A 21264-nucleotide genomic window follows, 5' to 3' on the forward strand; every position below is an offset into this window, starting at 1 on the left:
TGGGGTCAGGCCGCCCCGGTGCGCGCGGCCTCCGGAGCGGGCTCGGTCTGGGAGTCGGCCTGCCACAGGTCGGGGCCGAAGACCTCGTACTGGACGTCCCGCGGGGGCACGCCCCGGTCGAGGAGCGCGCTGCGGACGGCCTGCATGAACGGCAGCGGGCCGCAGAGGTAGTAGACGGCGCCCTCGGGCAGGTCCACCGCGTCGAGGTCCATCACGCCGGCGTGCACGCCGTCGACCGGCAGGGTGCTGTGCGCGCCCCGCTCGTACCAGGTGTGCACCCGGGCGCCGGGCAGCCGCCGGACGTCCTCGAGCACCTGCCGGCGCAGCGCGAAGGACTCCTCGTCGACGTCGGCGTGCAGCAGCGTGATGGGCAGGCGCGACCCCGCGACGGCCAGGTGGGAGAGCATCCCGGCCATCGGCGTGATGCCGATGCCCGCGCTGGCGAAGACCACGGGGCGGCCGGAGTCGTCCAGGACGACGTCGCCGAAGGGCAGCGACATCGTCAGCCGGTCACCGACCCGGACCTGGTCGCACAGGTGGGTGGAGACCTCGCCGTCCGGCTTCTCTCCGCCGCGCACCCGCTTGACCGAGAACTGGCGGTGCTCGCCGTCGTCGGCGCGGGTGAGGCTGTACTGCCGGGGCTGGCGCACGCCGTCGCGCATCGGCACCCGCACCGTCACGTACTGGCCGGGCAGCGACGTCTTGACCAGCCGGTCGTCGACCCGCTTGACCCGGAAGGTGACCACGTCGGCGGTCTCCTCGACCCGCTCGGCGACCTCCCACTCGCGCCACACGGTCTCCGGGCGCACGCCGCGGGCGCTGTAGAGGCCGCGCTCCTGGTTGATGAGCGCGTACGCCATCAGCCAGTAGACCTCGTCCCAGGCGGCGGCCACCTCGGGCGTGACCGCGTCGCCCAGGACGTCGGCGATGGCCCGGAAGAGGTGCTCGTGGACGACGTCGTACTGCGCCGGGGTGATGCCCAGGGAGGCGTGCTTGTGGGCGATGCGGGACAGCAGGCGCTCGGGGACCTGCTCAGGGGTCTGCACCAGCGCACCGGCGAAGACGGCGACCGAGCCGGCCAGCGCCACCTGCTGCGTCCCCTCGGCCTGGTTGCCGCGGTTGAAGACCCCGTCGAACAGCTCGGGGTGGGCGTCGAACAGGTGCGCGTAGAAGCGCTTCGCGATCTCCCCGACGTGCTCGGCGACCACCGGCAGCGTCGCCTCGACGACGGGGCGGGAACGGTTCGAGAGCATGGTCTCCTCCTCGGTCGGGCGACGGACGAGGGGGCCTGCCGAGCGGTCGGGATCCCCCGGATCCGCGCCTGCTCGTCCCCACCCGTGGGGCGGTGCCCACCCGCCGTGGTCAGGGTGCCCGAGGCCGCCCGGCGTCCGCACGGGGTACCGGAGCGCGGGCGGCGGAGGAGTGCGTTCGGGGGTGTGCCCGCGGTGCGGGCACGGACCGGCCCCGCCGACTCGCGGGCCGACGGGGCCGGGTGGGTCAGCCCTGTGCGGTGGCGCGGTCCCGGCGCGGCCGGTAGGGCAGGCCGGGGTTGAAGACCTCGAGCGTGTAGGTGTCGAGGCGGCGCAGCCAGGTGCGGGCGGTGCTGCGGGTGGTGGCAGGGGTGGTGGTACGGGAGGTCATGTCGTCTCCTCGGGTGTGCGGTCATGAGGGGACGTCGTCGTCCGTCGGCTGCTCGTGCAGCCACAACCCACGGTAACCAGGCCCGTGGCGCCGGGGTGTGGTGCGGGTGAACGCGTCGTGAACGAGGGCCGTGATGCTCAGCACGGGCCCGGCGCGGCAGCGGCGAGCGCCTGCGCGACCGGGGCGGACCGGCGCAGGAGCACCGGCCGCCCGGCGCGGTACCCGGCCGCCAGGTGCTCGACCAGCAGCTCGACCACCGGCGGGGACAGCGAGGTCACCGAGCGGGCGTCGATGACCTCGACCCGCGCCGGCTCGCGGCCGTAGCGGCGGTGGAAGGAGGCGACGGCGGCGTCGTCGACCGCACCGGCCAGGCACAGCACGCCGCCACCGGCGGTGTTGAGCAGACGGACGACACCCCGCGCCGCCCGCAGGCCGTCGCTGGGGGAGGTCACCGTCCCAGTGTCACCTGCCGGGCCCGGCCCGGCGCCCCGGCAGGATGGCGCCATGGACACCGGGCACGTCCACGTCCCGCGGCTGCTCACCGACGACGCGATGGCCGAGCTGGCGCCCTCGACCGTCCGCTGCGGGTCGGCCGGGAGGAGCGGCCCGGCCGCGAGGAGCTGCTCGAGGGCGTCGCCGGCGCGGCCGCCGTCGTCTGCACGCTGACCGAGCGGGTCGACGCGGCGGTCCTCGACGCGGCCGGGCCGCAGCTGCAGGTGGTGGCCAACACCGCCGTGGGCTTCGACGACGTCGACGCGGCCCGCGCGCGCGGCGTCGTCGTCACCAACACGCCGGGGGTGCTGGACCGGGCCACCGCCGACCTCACGATGGGGCTCGTGCTCGCCGCGGCGCGGCGGATCGCCGAGGGCGACCGGTTCCTGCGCCGGGGGACGCCGTGGGTCTGGGGTCCGCGGATGATGGTCGGGCTCGACCTCTCGGCCGGTGCGACGCTCGGCATCGTCGCCGCATCGGCCGGGCCGTCGCCCGCCGGGCACGGGCCTTCGACCTGCGGGTGGTGGCCACGCCGACCCGCGCCGAGCTGGACGACGACGAGCGCGCGGCCACCGAGTTCGTCGAGCTGCCCGAGCTGCTGCGGCGCAGCGACGTCGTCTCGCTGCACTGCCCGCTCACGCCGGAGACCCGGCACCTCATCGGCACCGACACGCTGGCCCTGATGCAGCCGCACGCGCTCCTGGTGAACACCGCGCGCGGCGGCGTCGTCGACACCGGCGCGCTGGTGACCGCGCTGCGGGAGGGGCGCATCGGCGGGGCCGCGCTGGACGTCTTCGAGGACGAGCCGGCCGTCGACCCGTGCTGGCCGGCCGCCGCTTACGCCGGTCAGCTGAGCGGCTGGACCGTCGCCAGGACGACGGGGGCGGGCTGCCCGGCCCAGGTGCCGGTGAGCACGGCGCCGGCCGCCTCGGCGGCGGGGTCGAGCACCCGGTGCACGAGCAGGGTCAGCGGCCCGGTGCGGACGGTGGTCGCGTTGCCCGAGTCGCTGACGGAGAGGCCGTCGAGCGGGCCGAGGTGCAGACCCGGCGCGCCGCTGCCGGCGACGGCGGCGTCGGTGGCCCGCGGCGCGAACCCGTCGTCGGTCACCACCTGCTCCTCGGCGCCGGTGCCGCCCTCGACGACGGTGCGCAGGTACGCCGCGACGGCGACCGGGTCACCGCAGGCGTCGTAGACCCAGCGCCGGCCCAGCACCGAGTGCTGCAGCGTGCCGACGAGGTGCGCCTCCTGGCCGGGTGCGGGGGCGCCGCGGTAGGTGAGCGGGACGTGCAGCAGCCGGCCGTCGGCGCCGCGGACCAGGTGGGCCTCGATGCCGACCTCGCCGTCCGGGTCGTCGAACCGGTAGGCGGCCACCCGCTGCAGGTCGGCCCCGGCGCCGCGCCCCCACGACCGGCTGCCCACCCAGCCGCTCACCAGCTCGATCTTGGAGGGGGACAGCTCGGCGCGGTGGATGACAGCCATGCGCCGACGCTAGAGGCCCGGCGTCCACCCGGCCCGGCGTCCGTGCGTCTCCCCGAGACGACGGCCGCCGGTCCTCGCGACCGGCCGGCGGCTGTTCCCCGCGTCGCGGACCGGCCACCCGGGAGCTCGTCGGCGGGAGGATGCCCGCATGGAGTTCGAGTCGGGGCTCGCGCCGGACATGACGCCGCAGCTGGACGAGTTCGTCATGGCGCGCATCGCCGAGGACAAGCGGATCGCCGCCCGGGCCGCCGACGAGGACGGCCTCGGCGCGGCGCGCGCCGGGAGCCTCCCGGGCGGGGCGCCGTCGCGGCCCGGGTCCGGCTCGGCCGCCGCGACCGCCCTGCACTCCGCGGCCGCCGAGCACGTCGCCCGCTTCGGCCCGGCGCGGGTGCTCGACGAGTGCGCCGCCAAGCGCTGGATGGTGCAGGCCTGCCGTGATGCGCGGCCGGACACCGCCTTCCTCGGCGCCCGGCCGGGCGGGCTGCCCGACTTCCCGCTCACCCCGGCCGACGTCCACCAGCTCGCCGCGCTGACCCTCGCCCTGCTGGCCCTGCCCTACGCCGGCCACCCCGACTACCGGCAGGAGTGGCGCCCCTGACCGGTGCCGCCGGAGGAGCCGGCGCCGCTGCTCCGGGTCAGAACGGTGGGGGATCGTCGTCCGGGGTGGGATCGTCCGGTTCGGGCTCGTCCGGTGGTGGGTCGGGCTCGACTGGCAGTGGCTGGATCCCCGGTGGTCGGGTGGTGCGGGTGACGCCGGACGGGGTGGTCACCGTCCAGTACGCCGTCGGCGCTCATGTGGAAGCGCCAGCCGCGGGCGAAGGTCTTGAGCCGGTGGTGGCTGCGGCACAGGCAGCACAGGTGGGCGCAGTCGGTGGGCCCGCCGTCGGCGTGGGCGATGACGTGGTCGGCGTCGGCCCAGCCCACGCGTTGGCCGCAGGTGGGGAAGCGGCAGGTGCGGTCGCGGGTGTGCACGAACGTCTGCTGCCCGGCCGAGGGCGTGTAGCGGTCGACCGGGTCGGGCCGGTCGAGCACGGCACATCCGCAGTCCCCGGCGGGGTGCTGCGGGCAGCCGCGGCGCGCCAGGCGGCGCAGCCCGTCGAGACCGGTGGTGGCGCGCAGGGTGCCGTCGGTGTCGGTGAGCGCCACGATCACCGACCCGCCCGCCGGGGCGCACAGCCCGAGGCCGTCGAGCTGGCGCAGCAGGTCGCGCAGCTGGCCGGCGGTGATCGGCAGCCCGTTGACCTCGCCGGGCTCGTTGCTGCGCCCGGCCAGTGCGTCGAGGGTGGCGATCACCTGGAGGTGCGCGGTCACCGGCGCCCGGGCGGAGTCCCAGGGTCGGGTGATCAGGTCGGCGTGCACCGCAGCCCGCAGCTGCCCGATCGGCCGGCAGTCCCCGTCGGCCTTGAGCATCCGGGCGAAGCGGTCGATCACGTCGTGGCAGGCGGCGGCCTGGGCCGCCGGCAGGTCGGTGGCCAGCGTGCTCATACCGTCCTGCAGAGAGGGATGGACCCGCACGTCGGCGCGCCGCTCGGCCTGGCGGCGGCGCTCGTCGACCGCGCCGGCGTCGACCTCGGTCAGCGCGGCGATCGCCCGCTTCCTCAGCTTGTCCACCGTGAGGAAGGCGGCCTCACCGAGCAGCCGGGCCTCCACCTGCCGGGCCACGGCCGGGTCGGTGTGCTCCAGCACCTCGACGAGGACCTCGGCCCGCGCCTCGTCCAGGCTGCCGGCGGCCAGCGCGGTCCAGGTGCCCGGCAGCGACTCACGGTAGGTCCAGGCCCGGTGCGCCAGGATCGCCGCGGACTGGCGGCCGCAGTCGAGGATCATGGCCAGCTCGGCGGTGAAGAACTCCGAGACGCCGGGCAGCTCCGGGTCCGGCGCCCACGACCCCTTGCGTGCACCGGGGCTACCGGGCGCCGGGTCGAGGTCGTCGGGGGTGTCGTCGGCCAGCCCGAGGACGAGTTCGGCCTCGTACGCGGCGGTCCGGGCCTCCAGCGCGGCGACCCGCTGCAGCGCGGCGACCCGCTGCAGCGCGGCGGCCTTCTGCTCCCGCGACAGCAACCCCACCGGCAACCGCTGCAGTTCAGGACCCCGGGCCAGCAGCAGGTCGAGCAGCCCACCGGCAACCGCCGGCTCGCACTCCTCGACCACTGTCATGCGGTGAACCCACGACCGGGGGACGACAGAAACCGAAGCTCAGGGCCACAGTCGACGGTTCGGCCGAGGGCGCACGCGCGGCCCACGACGTCCGGCCCGCGGCGGAGACGGGAACTCCGCGGGGTAGACGTCTGAGACATCTGTTGCGGCGCTGTTCCGAGACCCGCATGCTGAGGCCGGGCGGGGCCCCGGGGGGACGACCTCGGGTGCGCCCCGCCCGCCAGCTTCTCTGCGCAGATTTCCGCGCAGAGTGTGGTTCAGGCCACTCCCAGTGGGCACACAGGGACCAACCGGCCCCGGCGTGGCCGTGAAATCCCCGCGCCGGGGCCGTGGTACGTACCGACGGCCGCTACGACGTGGCCTGGTCTCCCGCCAGCGCCGCGCGCACGCCGGCGGCCACGCTCCCGCGCACCGGCAGCCGGGGGAGCAGCAGCGCCTGGGCCACGTGGTAGGCGTCGGGCTTGCCCGTCCAGGTCGTCGTCCCCACCTGGCCCTCAGGGGTCAGCTCGTGGTGCCAGCTGCCGGTGGCGTCGTCGCGGAAGAGCCCGGCGTGCTCGTCCCAGCGGCGGAGGTCGGCGTCGTACCGCGGGTCGCCGGTGACCCGCGCGAGGACGGCGGCCGCGCCCACCGCCTCGGCGAGCACCCAGTGCATGCGGGCGGCGACGACGGGGCGGTCGGACCAGTCGAGGGTGTAGACGAACCCGTCGTGCCCGTCGGCCCGCCACCCCCGGTCGACCGCGGCGCCGTAGAGGGCCGCGGCGTCCGCGAGGAGCCACCCGGGAGCCGCCGGTCCGAGCGCGGCGCGGGTGTGCAGCGCCAGCCGGGACCACTCCAGCTGGTGGCCCACCGTGACGCCGTAGGGCCGGAACGGGTCGGAGGGGCGGTCGGCGTTGTACTCGGGCAGCACGGCCCACGCGGCGTCGAAGTGCTCGGGGAGCCGCCAGTCGCGCGAGCGGGCCTCGCCGTCCACGACCCGCTCGACCACCCGCAGGGCGCGGCGCCGCAGCTCGTCGGCCCGGGACGCGTCGTCCAGCGCGTCCTCCAGTGCGTCGGCCGCGGCCAGCACCGCCTCGACGCCGTGCATGTTCGCGTTGACGCCGCGGTAGTCGGCACACGTCGTCCAGGCGGCGTCCCACTCCTCGACGGCCATGCCGGCGGCGTCGTCCCAGAAGTGCTCGTCCCACACGGACAGGGCCTCGGCCAGCAGGGCCGCGCCGCCCGGCACGCCGGCGGCCGCCGCGCTCGCCCCGGCGAGGACGACGAAGGCGTGCACGTAGGCGGCCTTGGTGTCGTCGCCGTCGGGGGAGGCCGGCCAGCCGCCGTGCGCGCCGTCGCGGAACGGTCCGGTGAGCGCGGCGACCCCGTGCGCGGCCAGGTCGGCGGCGTCCGGCCGGCCCAGCAGCACCGCCAGCGAGAAGACGTGCGTCATCCGCGCCGTCACGTAGGTCTCGCGGGGCTTCGCGGGGTCGAGCGACCCGTCGGCGGCCAGGTAGCCGAAGCCGCCGTCGTCCCGGCGGGCGCTGGCGGCGAAGGTGAGCAGCCGGTCGAGCTCGCCGGTCAGCAGCGGGGGAGGGGAGGAGGACACGGCCCGGACGGTAGCGCGGCCGTCCCCTCCTCCCCGGGCCTCAGGAGCCGGAGAAGCGGCGCTCGAGGAGGACCAGCAGCCGCGGGTAGCGGCGGGGGAACAGCCGGACCAGCCGGTCGATCACCTTGGCGTCGTTGCCCACGAGGATGCGCGGGCGTCCCGCCTCGACGCCGTCGACGATGATCGTCGCGGCCTGCTCTGCCGGCATCCGCAGCAGCTTCTCGTTGTACGTCCGGACCCGCGCGCGCTGCTCCTCGGTCACCTCGTGGCCGAGCTCCTCGGCCTGCCGCAGCGACGCGTTGGCGATGTCGGTCTTGACCCCGCCAGGGTGGACCACGCTGACCTGCACCGGGTGCCCGGCGGCGAGCATCTCGCCGCGCAGCGTCTCGGTGAACCCGCGGACGCCGAACTTGCTGGTGCAGTAGGCCGACAGCGAGGGCTGGGCCAGGTACCCGTTGAGGCTGGAGACGTTGACGACGTGCCCGTCGCCGGAGGCCACCAGGTGCGGCAGGAACGCCTTGGTGCCGTGGATGACGCCGAAGAGGTTCACCCGCAGCACCCGGTCGTAGACCTCCCACTCGCTGTCGAGCACCGTGCCGCCGCCGGAGATGCCGGCGTTGTTGTAGACCTGGTGCACGACGCCGAAGTGCCCGGCCACCGCGTCGGCGTGGGCGAGGACGGCGGCGCGGTCGCCCACGTCGAGCCGCGCCGTGTACACCTCGGCGCCCAGCGCCTTCGCGCGGTCGGCGGTCTCGGTCAGCCCGAGCTCGTCCACGTCGGAGAGCGCCAGCCGCGCCCCCCGCTTGGCCAGCTCGAAGGCCAGCGCCCGGCCGATGCCGGACCCCGCGCCGGTGACGACGGCGACCTTGCCCGTGACCTTGGCGTGGACGCTGCTCATCGGGCTGCTCCTGTCGTGGTGGTGCGGGCGTGGTCGGTGACGAGCGCGACGAGCCGGTCGACGACGCCCGGCGCGATGTGGTGGCCCATGCCGGTGATCTCGACGTGCCGCGCGCCGGGGACGGCGTCGGCGGTGGCCCGGCCCCCGGTCGGGTGCACCATCGGGTCGCGGTCGCCGTGGACGACGAGTGTCGGGGCGGTGATGCGTCGCAGCTCGGCGGTCCGGTCGCCGGAGGCCTGGATGGCGCTGATCTGCCGGGCCACCCCGGCGCGGGCGACGGCGCCGCCGCCGCGCTCCCACAGGCCGGCCGCCCAGGCCCGCTCGAGCTCGTCGTCGGGCGGGAACGTCGTCGAGCCGATGTGGCCGAGCATCGCCAGGTGTCGGGTCACCGACTCCTCCACGGTGCGCGGCGCCCGGGCGGCCAGCTTGAGCATCGTCGAGCGGGCCGGCTGCCCCACCCGCCGCGAGCCGGTGGTGGAGAAGATCGACGTCAGGGTGGCGACGCGGGCCGGGTGCCTCGCTGCGACCACCTGCGCGATCATCCCGCCCATCGACATCCCGACCACGTGCACCCGCCCGAGGCCGAGCGCGTCGAGCAGGCCGACGGTGTCGGCGGCCATGTCCGTCAGGTCGTAGGCGCCGGGCCGCGGGCGGGCGAGCAGCTGCCGGAGCCGGCCCGGCGGCGGCGTGGGGATCGAGCTGGACCGGCCGACGTCGCGGTTGTCGAACCGCACGACCCGGAAGCCGCGCGCCACGAGGCCGTCGACCAGCGGCTGCGGCCAGGACGTGAGGTCGATGCCCAGCCCCGCGACGAGCAGGAGCGGCTCGCCGTCGGCCGGGCCGTCGACGCGGTGGCAGAGGCGCGGACCGGCCGGGAGGTCGACGAAGCGGTCCTCGTCGACGCCGACGGAGGCCTGCTCGGTCACCGTCACGCGGACACCGCCGCGGCGGGGACGGCGGCGCGCGCGAAGGTGAGCTCGGGGTCGGCGACGCTGTCGGCCCGGAGCAGCTTGACGTCGGAGTGGTAGTGCATGGAGGTCAGCCAGGGCATGCGGTCGCCCTGGCGGGGCAGGGCGTCGACGGCGCGCTGGATGTAGCCGGCGGCGAAGTCGAGGAAGGGCCGGGTCGGCATGTCCGGGTCGGCCGGCTCGGGGGTGCAGGTGTCGTAGCCGTGCTCGTCCATGTGCCGCAGCAGCCGGCAGAAGTGCTCGCAGAGCAGGCCGACCTTCAGCGTCCAGGAGGAGTTGGTGTAGCCGATCGCGAAGGCGAGGTTCGGCACGCCGGACAGCATCATGCCCTTGTAGGCCACGGTCTCCGACAGCTCGACCTGCCGGCCGTCGACCACCGGCCGCAGGCCCCCGAAGGCCTGCACGTTGAGCCCGGTCGCCGTCACGATGACGTCGGCCTCCAGCTCGCGGCCGGACTCCAGCAGCACGCCGTTCTCCGTGAACGTGGCGATCCGGTCGGTGACCACCGAGGCGTCGCCGGCGCGGATGGCGCGGAACAGGTCGCCGTCCGGGACGGCGCACATCCGCTGGTCCCACGGGTCGTAGGGCGGGTTGAAGTGCTCGTCGACGGCGTAGCCCTCGGGCAGCATCTTGGTGTTGATCTTCCGGATGAGCCTCCGGGCGGCCTTCGGGTGCTTCTGGCAGAAGCTCCAGATGAGCCGCTGCTGGGCGATGTTCTTGCGGCGGGTCAGCGCGTAGCCGCGCTCCTCGCCGAACCACGTCCGCAGCAGCGGGGCGATCTTGTCCTCGCGCGGGACGGGCAGCACGTAGCTCGGCGTCCGCTGCAGCATCGTGACGTGCGCGGCGGTGCCGGCCATGGCCGGCACCAGGGTGACGGCGGTGGCGCCGCTGCCGATGACGAGGACCCGCTTGCCGGTGTGGTCGAGGTCGGCCGGCCAGTGCTGCGGGTGGACGATCGGGCCGCGGAAGCGCTCGCGGCCCTCGAAGTGCGGGGTGAAGCCCTCGTCGTAGCGGTAGTAGCCGCCGGCCACGAAGACCCAGCCGGCGGTGAGCGTGCTGCGCTCGCCGGTGTCGGTGTGCTCGACGTCGACGGCCCAGCGGGCCTCGGCCGAGGACCAGGAGACGCCGACCACCTTGCGGTGGTGGCGGATCCGCTCCTCCAGGCCGTTCTCGGTGACCGTCTCGCGCAGGTAGGACAGGATCCGCGGGGCGTCGGCGATGGACTGCCGGTCGCGCCACGGCTTGAACTCGTAGCCGAAGGTGTGCAGGTCGGAGTCCGACCGGATGCCGGGGTAGCGGAACAGGTCCCACGTCCCGCCCGAGGTGCCGCGGGCCTCGAGCAGCGCGAAGGAGCGCTGCGGGTGGTCGCGCTGCAGGTAGTAGGCGGCACCGATGCCGGAGATGCCGGCACCGACGATGACGACGTCGAGGTGCTCGACCGGCGTCGCGGGAGAGGTCACGGGGGCTCCAGGAGAGGGGACTGCAGGGGACACCGCCTCCCACGATCCGTGGCCGAGGTCACCGACCGCCAGGACGACGTGCACCAGCATCCCCCGGGCGTGGTGCACACTGCCCGCGTGAGCGACGACTGGCCCGCCGTCTCCCCACCGGTGCGCGAGCTGTTCCGGCGGGGTGCGGAGGTGGCGCTGGACCCGCGCGCCGCCTGGGTGGAGGAGGTGCACGCGGCGGCCCTGGGCGGCAGCCGCATGCGGCCGGTGGCGGAGGACCCGGTCCTCGCCGCGGCGACCCGGCGGTCGACCCTCGCGAACCTGCTGCACTGGGCCGCGGCCAACGTCCAGCACCCGGCGGTGCGGGTGCCGGTCGCACTGGGGCCGGAGGTGCTCGAGGCCGCGCGCGACCTGGTGCGGCGCGGGCTGGACCAGAGCGGCCTGGACGCCTACCGGACGGCGCAGGGGGTCGCCTGGCGCCGGTGGATGGAGATCTGCTTCCAGCTGACCCGCGACCCCGAGCAGCTGCGGGAGCTGCTCGACGTCTCGGCGCTGTCGATCAGCACCTTCGTCGACGACACCGTGGCGGCGGTGTCGGAGCGGATGCTCGCCGAGCGGGCCGAGCTCACCCGCGGGGCGCACGCCGACCGGCGGGCCGCGGTGACGCTGCTGCTGGAGGGCGCGCCGCTGGGCCGGGCCCGCGCCGAGGCGCAGCTCGGCTACGGCCTCGCCGGGCCGCACACGGCGGCGATCGTGTGGAGCGGCTCGGGCAGCGCGGCCCCCGAGCAGCTCGAGGCCGCGGCCGAGGCGGCGGTGCGGGCCAGCGGCGCCCCGCACCGGCTCACCGTCGTCGCCAGCGCCGCCGCGCTGTGGGTGTGGCTGCCCGTCGGCACCGCGCCCCGTCCGGCCTACCTCGCCGCCGAGCTGGCCGGCGCCCCCGACGTCCGCGTGGCCGTGGGCCGGCCGGGGCGTGACGTCGAGGGCTTCCGGCGCAGCCACCTCGACGCCGCCACCACCCAGCGGATGCTGGCCCGCCTCACCTCGCCGCAGCAGGTGGCCCGCTTCGAGGACGTGCAGCTGGTCGCGCTGCTCACCAGCGAGCCCACCGCGGTCGACGAGTTCCTCGCCGACACCCTCGGGGGCCTGCTCACCGCCGACGCCGACACCCGCGAGACCGTCCTCACCTACGTGCGCGAGCTGGGCAACGCCTCGCGCACGGCCGCCCGGCTCTACACCCACCGCAACACCGTGCTGCGCCGGCTGACCCGCGCCGACGAGCTGCTCCCGCGGCCGCTGGCCGACGACGTCCTCGGCGTCGCCGCGGCGCTGGAGGTCCTCCGCTGGCGCGGGGCCTCCGGCTGACGGGAGCGGCGCGCGGGCAGCGGGTGCGCATCCGGACGGGACCGTCCACGATGAGCCCAGGGAGGGGGGAGGTCGGCGATGACGGTGAGCCTCCTGCCGCGGTTCGGCGTCGCCCGGGCCGCCGTGACGGCCACGGTCCGCGTGGCGGTCACCGGCGCGACGCTGGCCGCCGTGCCCGCCCTCGTCACCGCCGACCTGCTCGGCGCCTCGACGCGGACGTCGGCCCGGCTGGCCTCCGCCGTCACCGGCCGGTCGGTCTCCCTGGCCCGGACGGTGGCCCGGCCGGGCATCCGCGCCGTCGGCACGCTGGTCACCGGCGCCGACCCCATGCCCAGCGGGCGCGTCCGGGAGCTGGCCGACGTCGCCCGCGGGATGCTCGAGCCGCCCGGCGCCCGCCGCACCCCGCGCGTCTGGGCCGCTCCCGGCGTGGTGCAGGTCGAGGTCCCCGAGCGCGGCCCGGACGCGCCGCCGGACGCCGGCCGCAGCCTGCGCGAGCAGCTCGAGCGGCTCGAGGGCGTGCGGTGGGCGGCGGTCAACGACGTCGTCGGCCGGGTGCTGGTCGCCGTCGACGAGCGGCGGGTCGGCGTGGACGACGTCGTCGACACCGTCGGCGCACTGCACCGGGCGGTCGCCGGCGAGGCCGGGCTGCCCGAGCGGGAGGACCACCCCGCCGACCTCGAGCCGGTGCTCGCCGCCCTGGTGTCGGCCTCCATCGACCTCCTCGCCGTCGGCGTGGCCGCCGCGGGCCGGGCCCTGCCGGTGCCGGCGCTGTCCCGACACGCCACCCTCGTCATCCCGCTGCTCGACGCGCAGGACTGGCTGACCCGCGCCCTCACCCGCCGGATCGGCGGGCTCGGCACCGGCCTGGCCCTCGACGCGCTCTCCGCGCTGCTGCACGCGCTCACCCAGAGCTCCACGATCCCGGCGCTCAACGCCGTCACCTCCGTGCAGCAGGCGCTGGAGGCGCGGGCCCGGCGGCAGGTGTGGTGCCGCCGCGAGGAGGAGCTGTGCCGGCCCCACCCCGGCGACGACGAGCCCGCCGGGGTCCGGGACGTCGGTCCGCGCCCGGTGCCGCTGCCGCCCGGCGCGCTCGAGCGGTACCAGGCGCGGCTGGGCCCGGCGACGACGGCCGCCGCGCTCGCCGTCCTGGCGCTCACCCGCCGGCCGGGACGATCGGCCGACCTGGTCAAGGCGCTGAGCCCCAGGGCCGCACTGCAGGGCCGGGAGTCCTTCGCCGCGACGCTGGACCTGCTGATGTGCCGCGCCGGGGTCGTGCCCATGGACGGGTCGGTCTACCGCCGCCTCGACCGGGTCGACTGCGTGGTGGTCGACGGAGCCACGCTGTGCACCGGCCCGCCGGTGGTGCTGGAGGCCACCGCGGAGGCCGCGGACTGGGACGACGCGCGGGTGTGGACGGCGGCCTCCCGGCTCCTGGGCGCCGACGGGGCCGACGGCGGCACCCGCCTCGGACCGCCGCGCGAGACGCCGGAGGCGCCCGGCGCGCAGGTGCGGACGCTGCTGCAGGGCCGGCGCCGGGTGGGGACGGTCGTCGTCGCCCGGGAGCTCGACCCGCACGCCGAGGCGCTGCTGGGCGCGGCGACCGCGGCCGGGCACCTGCTGGTGCTCACCGCGCACGCCGGCACCCGTGAGGTCGCGGGCATGGCCGGGCAGGTGGCGCCGGCGGGGGAGCGGACGGCCGACGTCGTCCGCCGGTTGCAGGCCGACGGGCGCGGCGTGCTGCTGGTCTCGGCGGCCGATCCCGCCGGGCTGCTCGCCGCCGACGTCGGCGTGGCGCCGGTCGGCACGGGCGCCACCCCGGCCTGGGGCGCCGACCTGCTCACCGGATCGGGGCTGGCGACGGTCTGCCGCGTCGTCACGGCCACCGCCGACGCCCGCGCGGTGAGCCGCCGGTCGGTGCAGACCGGCCTCACCGGCAACGTCCTCGGCACCCTGCTGGCCGCCGTCGGCTCGCCGCTGTACGGCCAGCGGAAGGCCACGACGCCGGGCAAGACGGCGACGGTCGCCGCGATCCTCGACGGCACCTGGACGGCGCTGCGGGTCGCCCGCCGGCCGGACCCCGCCCCGTCGGTGCACACGCCCTGGCACGCGCTCGACCCCGACGACGTCCTGCGCCGGCTGGCCGCGCTGCCCGAGGCCCCCCGGCCGCGGGCGCGGCGGGCGGTGCCCGGCGCGGCGCTGCTGCGCGGCCCGGCCCGCTTCGTGCGCACCGTCTCCGCGGAGCTGGCCGACCCGCTCACCCCGGTGCTCGGTGCCGGCGCGGGCGCCACCGCGGTGCTCGGGGAGAGCGCCGACGCCGTCCTGGTCGGCAGCGTGACGGTGGGCAACGCGCTGCTGGGTGCGTTCCAGCGGATGCGGGCGGAGACGGCGCTGGAGTCGCTGCTGCTCGAGCAGGACGTGCGGGTGCGCCGGGAGACCGACGGCGGCGTGGAGGAGGTGGTCGGCGGCGAGCTGCGGCTCGGCGACGTCGTCACCGTCTCCTCCGGCGACGTGCTCGCCGCCGACGCCCGCCTGCTCGAGGCCGACGACCTGGAGGTCGACGAGTCCAGCCTGACCGGCGAGTCGCTGGCGGTGGCCAAGTCGGTGCCCGCGACGCCGGGCGCCGAGGTGGCCGACCGCCGCTGCATGCTCTTCGACGGGACGACGGTCGTGGCCGGCTGCGGACGCGCCGTCGTCGTCGCGGTCGGGTCGGCGACGCAGGCCGGGCGGGCGGCGCGCGCCGCGGGCACCGGTGCCCCGCCGGCCGGCGTGCAGGCGCGGCTGGCCGAGCTCACCCGGTCGGTGCTGCCGCTGACCCTGGCCGGCGGGGGCGCGGTCACCGCGCTCGGCGTGCTGTGGCGGCGCCCGCTGCGCGAGGCGGTCAGCGCCGGCGTGGCCGTGGCGGTGGCCGCCGTCCCGGAGGGCCTGCCGCTGGTGGCCACCGTCGCCCAGCAGGCCGCGGCCCGGCGGCTGTCGACGCGGGGCGCCGTCGTCCGCAGCGCCCGGGTGCTGGAGGCGCTGGGCCGGGTGGACACCGTCTGCTTCGACAAGACCGGCACGCTGACGGAGAACCGGCTGCAGGTGGTCCGGCTCGTCCCACTGGCCGGCGACGGCCCGGCCGACGACGACCTGCTGGGGCTGGCCGCGGCGGCCGTCGGCGCCGGGGACGACGAGGCGCACGAGACCGACCGCGCCGTGGTGACCGCCGCCCGCGAGCGCCGCGTGGCCGCCGAGGGCGAGGCCGAGGCGAGCGTCCCGTTCGCCACCGGGCGGGGCTTCTCGGCGGCGCTGCGCTCCGGCCGGCTGGTGGTCAAGGGCGCCCCCGAGGTGGTGCTGCGCCGGTGCGCCGACGCCGGCGACGCCGCCGCACGGGTACAGGAGCTGGCCTGCGCCGGCCTGCGGGTGCTCGCCGTCGCGGACCGCGCCGTCGACGGGCGGCCCGACGACCTCGAGGCGGCCGCCGACGGGCTGACCCTGCGCGGGCTGGTGGGCCTGGCCGACACGGTGCGGCCCTCCTCGGCCGCGGCGGTCGAGCAGCTGCGCGCCGCCGGGGTGCGGGTGCTCGTGGCCACCGGCGACCACCCCGAGACCGCCGCGGCGATCGCGGCCCAGGCGGGGATCCCCGACGCCGACCGGGTGGTCACCGGCGCACAGCTGGCGCGCGCCTCGGAGGCCGAGCGGGCCCGCCTGGTGGCCGACGCCGCGGTGTTCGCCCGGCTCTCCCCGGAGCAGAAGGTGCTGCTCGTCGGCGCGCTGCGCCGCGCGGGGGCGACGCTGGCGATGACGGGCGACGGCGTCAACGACGCCGCGGCGATCCGGCTGGCCGACGTCGGCGTGGGCGTGGCCGGCGCGGAGTCGCCCGCGGCCCGCAGCGCGGCCGACCTGGTGGTCACCGACTGCGACCTCACCCGGCTGGTCGACGCCGTCGCCGAGGGGCGGGCGCTGTGGTCGCGGGTGCGCGACGCGGTGGCCATCCTCGTCGGCGGCAACGCGGGGGAGGTGTCGTTCACGGTGCTCGGCACCGCGTTCGGCGGGCGAGCGCCGCTGGGCACCCGTCAGCTGCTGCTGGTCAACCTGCTCACCGACATGTTCCCGGCGCTGGCGGTCGCCGTCGCCGCGCCGCGCAGCCCGGCCACCACGTCGGACGACGGCCCGCTCGCCGGGCACCCGCTGGCGCCGGTCCTGCTGGCCGGCCCGCAGCGGGGGTTCACCGCGTCGGTGCGGCAGCTGGTGGCCGTCCGCGGGGTGGCGACGGCGGCCGGGGCCACCGGCGCGTGGGCCACCGGGCGGCTGACCGGCCGGCGCCGCGCCGGCACGATGGGGCTCGCCGCGCTCATCAGCACCCAGCTCGGGCAGACCGCGTGGGCCGGACGGCGCAGCCCGGTGGTGCTGGCGACCGCGGCCGGGTCGCTGCTCACCCTGGTCGCCGTCGTCCAGACGCCCGGGGTGAGCCGGTTCTTCGGCTGCAGCCCGCTGGACCCGCTGTCGTGGCTGGTCGTCCTCGCCTGGGCCGCCGCGGGCACCGCCGGTGCGGAGGTGCTGCCGGCACTGATCCGGCGCGCGACCGCCGACCGCGGGACGGGGTCCGGCCAGGGGTGATGTGCGGCCGTGGCGCATCTCCGCCCGAGACCGCGCCGCCACCGCGCACCACCGGTCCGGAGGACCGGGACGTGTGCTCTGGGGCGTGCTCCGTGGTCACGTGCGCCGTCCCCGTGTCTCTCAAGGCGGCCTGTGGGACAGTCGTCGCCTTGCCGGAGCGCGAACGTCGGTGCAAGCCGGACTCGACCAGTCGGAGCGACCTGTGATTCCGCGCGAGGCTTGGCACTGCAACGGCGCTTGCTCATGGTCCGTATGAGAACAGCAGGTCAGGACTTCACAGGCCCGTTGCGAGGCTTGCGCGGCACACATCTTCCTCGCAGGTCAGGGGGCCAGCGCTCGGCACGTGCCGTTGCAGTACGAAGGCCGTCTCCGGAGGAGAGACTCCGCTCCGGGCGTCTGGACACCGCTGGGCACGGCGATCGAGGATGGACCGGCATCGGGCAGGAACCTCACAGGATCCATGTCAACTCCGGCCAGCGGACGCGGACGCGCGGACCCGTGGGCATGCCCTGCTACCGAGAGAGGCCTCACACCATGCACCACACCCCGACGACGAAGCCGAGGTCTCGTGCCGGGACGGTTCGCGGCCTGGCGGTAGCCAGCGCGACAGGCCTGTTGCTCGCCGTCCTCCCGTCAGGCGTCGCCGCCGCAGCCGGGCACACCCTCGAGGTGGGACCGGGCGAGCGGTACAAGACCATCCAGGACGCCGTGGACGACGCCGCGTCCGGCGACACACTCACGATCGCGCCCGGCACCTACACCGAGGCCGTGTGCATCGAAGGCAAGGGCCTCACGATCGTCGGCTCGGGGCGCGACAAGACGATCATCGACTGGCCGCTGGACGAGCCGCCGGCCGTCGAGCCTGCGGCCTGCTGGACGGAACAGGAGCGCGTCGATCCTGCGGAGACCACCCCCGGCGACGTGTCGGACAACGTGTCTGGGCTGTTCTTCCTGAACCCGGACGGCCCCGTCAGCGTGACCGCCCTCCAGACCCGCAACCACCCCGCCCACGGGATCGCCGCGTGGGGTGCCGACGGCTTGGACGTCAGCGACACCAAGGGCTACGGGCATGGCCGCTACGGCATCCTGGCAGCCGACTCGACCCGCAGCCGGATCGTCGACAACGTCGAGGTGGGCCTCGACCGCGGCACCGCCGACCAACCCGACAGGGGCACTGCCGCGATCGCCGTCGCTGACTCCGAGGACGCGCGCGCCCGCATCGCCGGTAACGTGGTCGAGGGCTACAACATCGGCCTCTTCGCCCGCGAGTCCCGCGGCGGACGCATCGTCGGCAACAGCGTGAGCGGCAACTGCCTCGGCGTCGTGGTCTTCGACGACGCGCTCACCGAGATCCCGGACGCGACCCGAGATGTCGAAGGCGGGGACTGGAAGATCGCCGGCAACCGGTCGGCCGAGAACGACCTGCTCTGCCGGTCGACCCGAGGTCGTGGCACAGCGATCCTCTCCGGCGTCGGCATGCAGATCACGAACGCCGATGACGTGGACATCGAGCACAACGTCATCCAGGACAACATGCCCGGCGTGGACCCCGCCATGCTCGCCAGCCCGGCCGGCGGACTCGTGCTCCTCACCCAGCCGCCGTTCAACAACCCGCTGGGCACCGATCCCGGACCGGTCGAAGACGTCGAGGTGGCCGGCAACACGATCACCGGCAACGCCCCCGTCGACGTCCTGCTGGGCTCACCCGACCTGAACCCGATCCTGCGCCCGGTGGGCGAGGGGATCGAGTTCCGCCACAACACCTGCGACTCCAGCATCCCGCCAGACATCTGCGCACCCTGACGCGCGGGGTCCGCCGGCCTCGACAGGCAGACCCACCTGCGCACCAGACCCCGCGTGCCCCTCGCTGACTCGGCCTGATGGCGCCAACGACGCCACGTCCGAGCCCGCACCCACTACCACGCCCGACGACAGGCACCGCCATGACTGCCGTTGCAGTATCAGGCCTGCTCGGCGCCCCAGCGTGCGAGCGCGACGATCGCCTCGCGCAGGGCGAGGCCGCGGTCGGTCAGGGCGTAGGCCCGGGTGTTGTGCCGGAGCGGCAGGCGGGTCAGGACGCCGGCCGCTTCGAGCTCGCGCAGGCGGGTGGCGAGCATGTTCGTCGGTACTCCGAGGTCGCGCTGCAGGTCGCCGTAGCGCTGCGGCCCGTCGAGCAGCCGCTCCACGATGAGCAGGGCCCACCGGGCTCCGACGATGTCGAGGGCCGCGGCGAGGTCGCTCATGCGGTCGGAGCGGCGTCCGGCTTCATCCAGAACGGTGAGTAGTGGTAGCCGTCGGGGTCGTCGAACTGGCGCTGGTACATGAAGGGGTAGTCGTCGGTGTCGCCGATCCGCCCGCCGGCGGCGCCGGCGCGCTCGGTGAGCTCGTCGACCGCCTCGCGGCTGCCGAGGTCGAAGGAGACGGTGACCTTCGAGGGCGTGTGGGGTCCGCCGACCAGCTCCTCGACGCCGCCGACGCGCGCGTACATCTCGCGGCTGCCGAGCATGACGTACTGCTCGGGCGCGATCGCGAAGCAGGACACGTTGTGGTCGGACATCTCGGCGTTGAGGGTCCAGCCGAGGGCGGTGTAGAAGGCGGTCGCGCGCTCGACGTCCTCGACGGGGCAGGTGATGAAGAGGCTCATGCGGCCAACACTTGCAAAATGCAAGTCCGACGTCAAGGCCCTAGCCTACATCGCCCGCCGCCTCGACGCGCTGCAGTTCGACCGTGTCTCGTCACCGCACAGCGCGGCCGATGAGTTCGTGGCTCCCGGCCGGTCCGAGCTCGTGACACCCGAGAAAGGACACCGCCATGTCGGAGCTTCTCGTCGATTTCATCACCTCCCTCGACGGCTACGCATCGGGAGAGGGATGGCCCGGGTTCTGGGGCCTCGAGGGCCCGGAGTACCTCGCCTGGCTCGGCGAGCAGCCCGAGGTCACCTACCTGATGGGAGCGAACACCTACCGCCTGATGTCGGGTTTCGCCGCCGGCGAGGTCCCGACTGGCCAAGACGGGTTCAGGCCCGAGGAGGAGGCGTCCGTCGACGAGCTCACGCACGCGTCCAAGGTGGTGTTCTCCTCCTCACTCGAGGAGCCGCTGACGTGGGCCAACTGCACGCTCGTCCGCGACGACGCCGTCGAGGCGGTCCACGCCATGAAGTCGAGTGGCTCGGGGCTCCTCAGCACGATCGGCAGCCTCAGCCTGTGCCGGTCCCTGCTCCGAGCCGGACTCGTCGACCGCTTCCGGGTCGGGATGTTCCCGGTGATCACCGGGGCCACGGGCGAAGAACGCATCTACGACGGCTATCCGGACGTCGCCCTCGAGATGACCGAGCACCGCACCTTCGACGGCCGCATCCTGCTGGCCGAGTACAAGCCGCGCGTGCTCGAGCACCCGCCGCTCGGCGCCCCTGCGTGACGTCGCCCCGTCGGCCGGTCCGGACGGCCGCCCGAAGGACAGACCGCGGTCGACCGGCTTGGTCATGAGACAGCCCAGCGTCTGACCATCGTGCTCGGCGATGATGGCGCCCGTCTCGTCCGCGAGCTCGCGTGAGATCGCGGCGGCTGTCACGCGGGAGGCGCCCGACTCGGAGCGAACAGCGCTGGCCGCCGAGCGCGTCCCCTGCCGTGGACCACCCCTCGGTCCACCTCATCGACGAGCGGGGTCGGTGTCGGGACTGCGGCGCAGGGAGGTCCTGCTCCGGGGCATGCGACAGCCTGGGGGTCGGGAGGACCTCGGATCAGCTCCGAGGGTGGACATCGGGGACCGGTCCTCCGCGGACGTGTCGGCCGGCGGCGAACGCCACGACGGCGAGCGCCAGGCTGAGGAGAACGGCTCCCACCGCCCACCACCAGAAGAACGGGAACACCGACGCGACGAGCAGTCCCAGGCCGGTTCCCGCGTCGATGAGCACCGTGGCCGCCGCCCAGGGCCGCCGGCGGGAGGTGCAGACGAGGACCGCACGCCGCCGCACGAGGAACACCCCGAGGGCGGTCGGTCCGGTGAGCAGCGGGACGACCGCCGCGAGGTCGACGAGGGACAGTCCGTGGCCAGGGCTGATGGGGACGAGGACGGGGCCCTCGAACCGGTCCGGAACCGCGAACAGGACGAGCGCGACGGCCGGCATCGACACGAGGAGGATCGGCTTCCGCATGGGCAGTTCCCCGTCAGTCGGGTGCGTGTGCCGCGGTGGAGCCGGGCGACGCTGACAGTGCGCCGGCACGGGGCTCAGGGATCGTGGAACGGGATCGACCTGCGGGGTGCCGAGCTGTCCCGAGTGGGCCGTTCAGGGACACAGGACCGGCTCCGGGACCCTCGGAACGACGTCACTCGGTACAGCGATCTGCCCTCCACCTCGCCGACGGGCGTGGAGACAGTGCTGTGCACGCCGCCGGTGTTGGCGACCGCCGTCCTGGGCGTCGCTCCGTTGGCCGCCGGGGTGGCCGCCGCAGGGGCGATGAGCGGTGGGCCGGCCGGCAGCGCGCGTGTCGATGCCGACCAGTGGGCCGCGGTCGCCTGCGGTCTCGTCGAGAACGTGGCGGCCGACGACGGCGACGCCCACGATCGGGCCGCTCACGGCGGAGCCGGGCGGCCTCCGCTCCGGCCGCTGCCCGGGCGGCGGCCGCGGCGACGGTGGGCCGA

Annotated in this window: 18 protein-coding genes and 2 pseudogenes; 8 read left to right on the forward strand and 12 right to left on the reverse strand. The window is 75.7% G+C overall.

Annotated features, from left to right (window positions below; translation table 11 throughout):
- Positions 1–5: 5 nt before the first annotated feature.
- From ACWIZO_RS18800 to ACWIZO_RS18810, 3 genes are all read right to left on the reverse strand, one after another.
- Entirely contained in the window at positions 6–1253 is a 1248-nt protein-coding gene (locus ACWIZO_RS18800) for a globin domain-containing protein (protein ID WP_448639171.1), read from the reverse strand.
- 244 nt (positions 1254–1497) lie between these two features.
- Positions 1498–1641: a hypothetical protein gene (locus tag ACWIZO_RS18805; RefSeq protein ID WP_448639172.1), complete on the reverse strand. Its 144-nt coding sequence runs from the start codon at positions 1639–1641 to the stop codon at positions 1498–1500.
- 137 nt (positions 1642–1778) lie between these two features.
- Complete coding sequence (locus tag ACWIZO_RS18810; RefSeq protein ID WP_448639173.1) at positions 1779–2093, reverse strand: hypothetical protein; 315 nt, start codon at positions 2091–2093, stop codon at positions 1779–1781.
- A gap of 52 nt (positions 2094–2145) precedes the next feature.
- On the opposite strand from ACWIZO_RS18810, the gene ACWIZO_RS18815 reads away from it, so the two are divergent.
- The 3 genes and pseudogenes from ACWIZO_RS18815 to ACWIZO_RS18825 form a co-directional block, all read left to right on the forward strand.
- Positions 2146–2307: a hypothetical protein gene (locus ACWIZO_RS18815; RefSeq protein WP_448643012.1), complete on the forward strand. Its 162-nt coding sequence runs from the start codon at positions 2146–2148 to the stop codon at positions 2305–2307.
- A pseudogene (locus ACWIZO_RS18820) lies at positions 2304–2624 on the forward strand (D-glycerate dehydrogenase); the annotation flags it as partial. The gene ACWIZO_RS18815 and the pseudogene ACWIZO_RS18820, both read left to right, overlap by 4 nt.
- A gap of 32 nt (positions 2625–2656) precedes the next feature.
- Positions 2657–2887, forward strand: a pseudogene (locus ACWIZO_RS18825) (NAD(P)-dependent oxidoreductase); the annotation flags it as partial.
- Between the two features lie 92 nt (positions 2888–2979).
- Here ACWIZO_RS18825 and ACWIZO_RS18830 read toward each other — a convergent pair.
- Positions 2980–3612 (reverse strand): CG0192-related protein, encoded by a 633-nt coding sequence (locus tag ACWIZO_RS18830; protein ID WP_448639174.1) that lies wholly within the window; start codon positions 3610–3612, stop codon positions 2980–2982.
- Positions 3613–3760: 148 nt separating this feature from the next.
- Here ACWIZO_RS18830 and ACWIZO_RS18835 point away from each other — a divergent pair, with 148 nt between their 5' ends.
- On the forward strand, positions 3761–4210 hold the full coding sequence (locus tag ACWIZO_RS18835) for a DUF6221 family protein (protein WP_448639175.1): 450 nt from the start codon (positions 3761–3763) through the stop codon (positions 4208–4210).
- Here the strand turns inward: ACWIZO_RS18835 and ACWIZO_RS18840 are convergent.
- The 5 genes from ACWIZO_RS18840 to ACWIZO_RS18860 all read right to left on the reverse strand — a co-directional run bounded on the left by ACWIZO_RS18840 (position 4186) and on the right by ACWIZO_RS18860 (position 10677).
- Entirely contained in the window at positions 4186–5766 is a 1581-nt protein-coding gene (locus tag ACWIZO_RS18840; protein ID WP_448639176.1) for a DUF222 domain-containing protein, read from the reverse strand. The two genes, ACWIZO_RS18835 and ACWIZO_RS18840, sit on opposite strands and share 25 nt — an antisense overlap.
- Positions 5767–6115: 349 nt before the next feature.
- Positions 6116–7351, reverse strand: coding sequence for an AGE family epimerase/isomerase (locus ACWIZO_RS18845; protein WP_448639177.1), 1236 nt, complete (start codon positions 7349–7351; stop codon positions 6116–6118).
- A 40-nt stretch (positions 7352–7391) separates the two neighbouring features.
- The gene (locus tag ACWIZO_RS18850) at positions 7392–8249 is read right to left on the reverse strand and encodes an SDR family NAD(P)-dependent oxidoreductase (RefSeq protein WP_448639178.1); all 858 of its coding nucleotides are present in this window, start codon (positions 8247–8249) and stop codon (positions 7392–7394) included.
- On the reverse strand, positions 8246–9181 hold the full coding sequence (locus ACWIZO_RS18855; RefSeq protein WP_448639179.1) for an alpha/beta fold hydrolase: 936 nt from the start codon (positions 9179–9181) through the stop codon (positions 8246–8248). The genes ACWIZO_RS18850 and ACWIZO_RS18855 overlap by 4 nt, the downstream gene beginning before the upstream one ends.
- Positions 9178–10677: a flavin-containing monooxygenase gene (locus ACWIZO_RS18860; RefSeq protein ID WP_448639180.1), complete on the reverse strand. Its 1500-nt coding sequence runs from the start codon at positions 10675–10677 to the stop codon at positions 9178–9180. The genes ACWIZO_RS18855 and ACWIZO_RS18860 overlap by 4 nt, the downstream gene beginning before the upstream one ends.
- A gap of 117 nt (positions 10678–10794) precedes the next feature.
- Here ACWIZO_RS18860 and ACWIZO_RS18865 point away from each other — a divergent pair, with 117 nt between their 5' ends.
- From ACWIZO_RS18865 to ACWIZO_RS18875, 3 genes are all read left to right on the forward strand, one after another.
- Positions 10795–12027, forward strand: coding sequence for a PucR family transcriptional regulator (locus ACWIZO_RS18865; protein WP_448639181.1), 1233 nt, complete (start codon positions 10795–10797; stop codon positions 12025–12027).
- 78 nt (positions 12028–12105) lie between these two features.
- On the forward strand, positions 12106–16623 hold the full coding sequence (locus tag ACWIZO_RS18870; protein WP_448639182.1) for an HAD-IC family P-type ATPase: 4518 nt from the start codon (positions 12106–12108) through the stop codon (positions 16621–16623).
- A 534-nt stretch (positions 16624–17157) separates the two neighbouring features.
- The gene (locus ACWIZO_RS18875) at positions 17158–18426 is read left to right on the forward strand and encodes a right-handed parallel beta-helix repeat-containing protein (protein ID WP_448639183.1); all 1269 of its coding nucleotides are present in this window, start codon (positions 17158–17160) and stop codon (positions 18424–18426) included.
- A 158-nt stretch (positions 18427–18584) separates the two neighbouring features.
- Here ACWIZO_RS18875 and ACWIZO_RS18880 read toward each other — a convergent pair whose 3' ends face one another.
- The gene (locus ACWIZO_RS18880; RefSeq protein WP_448639184.1) at positions 18585–18866 is read right to left on the reverse strand and encodes a winged helix-turn-helix transcriptional regulator; all 282 of its coding nucleotides are present in this window, start codon (positions 18864–18866) and stop codon (positions 18585–18587) included.
- Complete coding sequence (locus ACWIZO_RS18885) at positions 18863–19267, reverse strand: VOC family protein (protein ID WP_448639185.1); 405 nt, start codon at positions 19265–19267, stop codon at positions 18863–18865. The genes ACWIZO_RS18880 and ACWIZO_RS18885 overlap by 4 nt, the downstream gene beginning before the upstream one ends.
- Before the next feature lie 167 nt (positions 19268–19434).
- On the opposite strand from ACWIZO_RS18885, the gene ACWIZO_RS18890 reads away from it, so the two are divergent.
- The gene (locus tag ACWIZO_RS18890) at positions 19435–20040 is read left to right on the forward strand and encodes a dihydrofolate reductase family protein (RefSeq protein ID WP_448639186.1); all 606 of its coding nucleotides are present in this window, start codon (positions 19435–19437) and stop codon (positions 20038–20040) included.
- 322 nt (positions 20041–20362) lie between these two features.
- Here ACWIZO_RS18890 and ACWIZO_RS18895 read toward each other — a convergent pair whose 3' ends face one another.
- On the reverse strand, positions 20363–20776 hold the full coding sequence (locus tag ACWIZO_RS18895; RefSeq protein WP_448639187.1) for a hypothetical protein: 414 nt from the start codon (positions 20774–20776) through the stop codon (positions 20363–20365).
- Between the last annotated feature and the right edge of the window lie 488 nt (positions 20777–21264).

The sequence above is a fragment of the Geodermatophilus sp. URMC 63 genome (genome assembly GCF_053502565.1).

Coding starts and splice junctions, on each gene's coding strand:
- ACWIZO_RS18875 (WP_448639183.1), top strand. CDS start 17,158: ATGCACCACACCCCGACGACGAAGCCGAGGTCTCGTGCCGGGACGGTT.
- ACWIZO_RS18805 (WP_448639172.1), bottom strand. CDS start 1,641: ATGACCTCCCGTACCACCACCCCTGCCACCACCCGCAGCACCGCCCGC.
- ACWIZO_RS18835 (WP_448639175.1), top strand. CDS start 3,761: ATGGAGTTCGAGTCGGGGCTCGCGCCGGACATGACGCCGCAGCTGGAC.
- ACWIZO_RS18840 (WP_448639176.1), bottom strand. CDS start 5,766: ATGACAGTGGTCGAGGAGTGCGAGCCGGCGGTTGCCGGTGGGCTGCTC.
- ACWIZO_RS18880 (WP_448639184.1), bottom strand. CDS start 18,866: ATGAGCGACCTCGCCGCGGCCCTCGACATCGTCGGAGCCCGGTGGGCC.
- ACWIZO_RS18830 (WP_448639174.1), bottom strand. CDS start 3,612: ATGGCTGTCATCCACCGCGCCGAGCTGTCCCCCTCCAAGATCGAGCTG.
- ACWIZO_RS18815 (WP_448643012.1), top strand. CDS start 2,146: ATGGACACCGGGCACGTCCACGTCCCGCGGCTGCTCACCGACGACGCG.
- ACWIZO_RS18870 (WP_448639182.1), top strand. CDS start 12,106: ATGACGGTGAGCCTCCTGCCGCGGTTCGGCGTCGCCCGGGCCGCCGTG.
- ACWIZO_RS18850 (WP_448639178.1), bottom strand. CDS start 8,249: ATGAGCAGCGTCCACGCCAAGGTCACGGGCAAGGTCGCCGTCGTCACC.
- ACWIZO_RS18890 (WP_448639186.1), top strand. CDS start 19,435: ATGTCGGAGCTTCTCGTCGATTTCATCACCTCCCTCGACGGCTACGCA.
- ACWIZO_RS18800 (WP_448639171.1), bottom strand. CDS start 1,253: ATGCTCTCGAACCGTTCCCGCCCCGTCGTCGAGGCGACGCTGCCGGTG.
- ACWIZO_RS18885 (WP_448639185.1), bottom strand. CDS start 19,267: ATGAGCCTCTTCATCACCTGCCCCGTCGAGGACGTCGAGCGCGCGACC.
- ACWIZO_RS18895 (WP_448639187.1), bottom strand. CDS start 20,776: ATGCGGAAGCCGATCCTCCTCGTGTCGATGCCGGCCGTCGCGCTCGTC.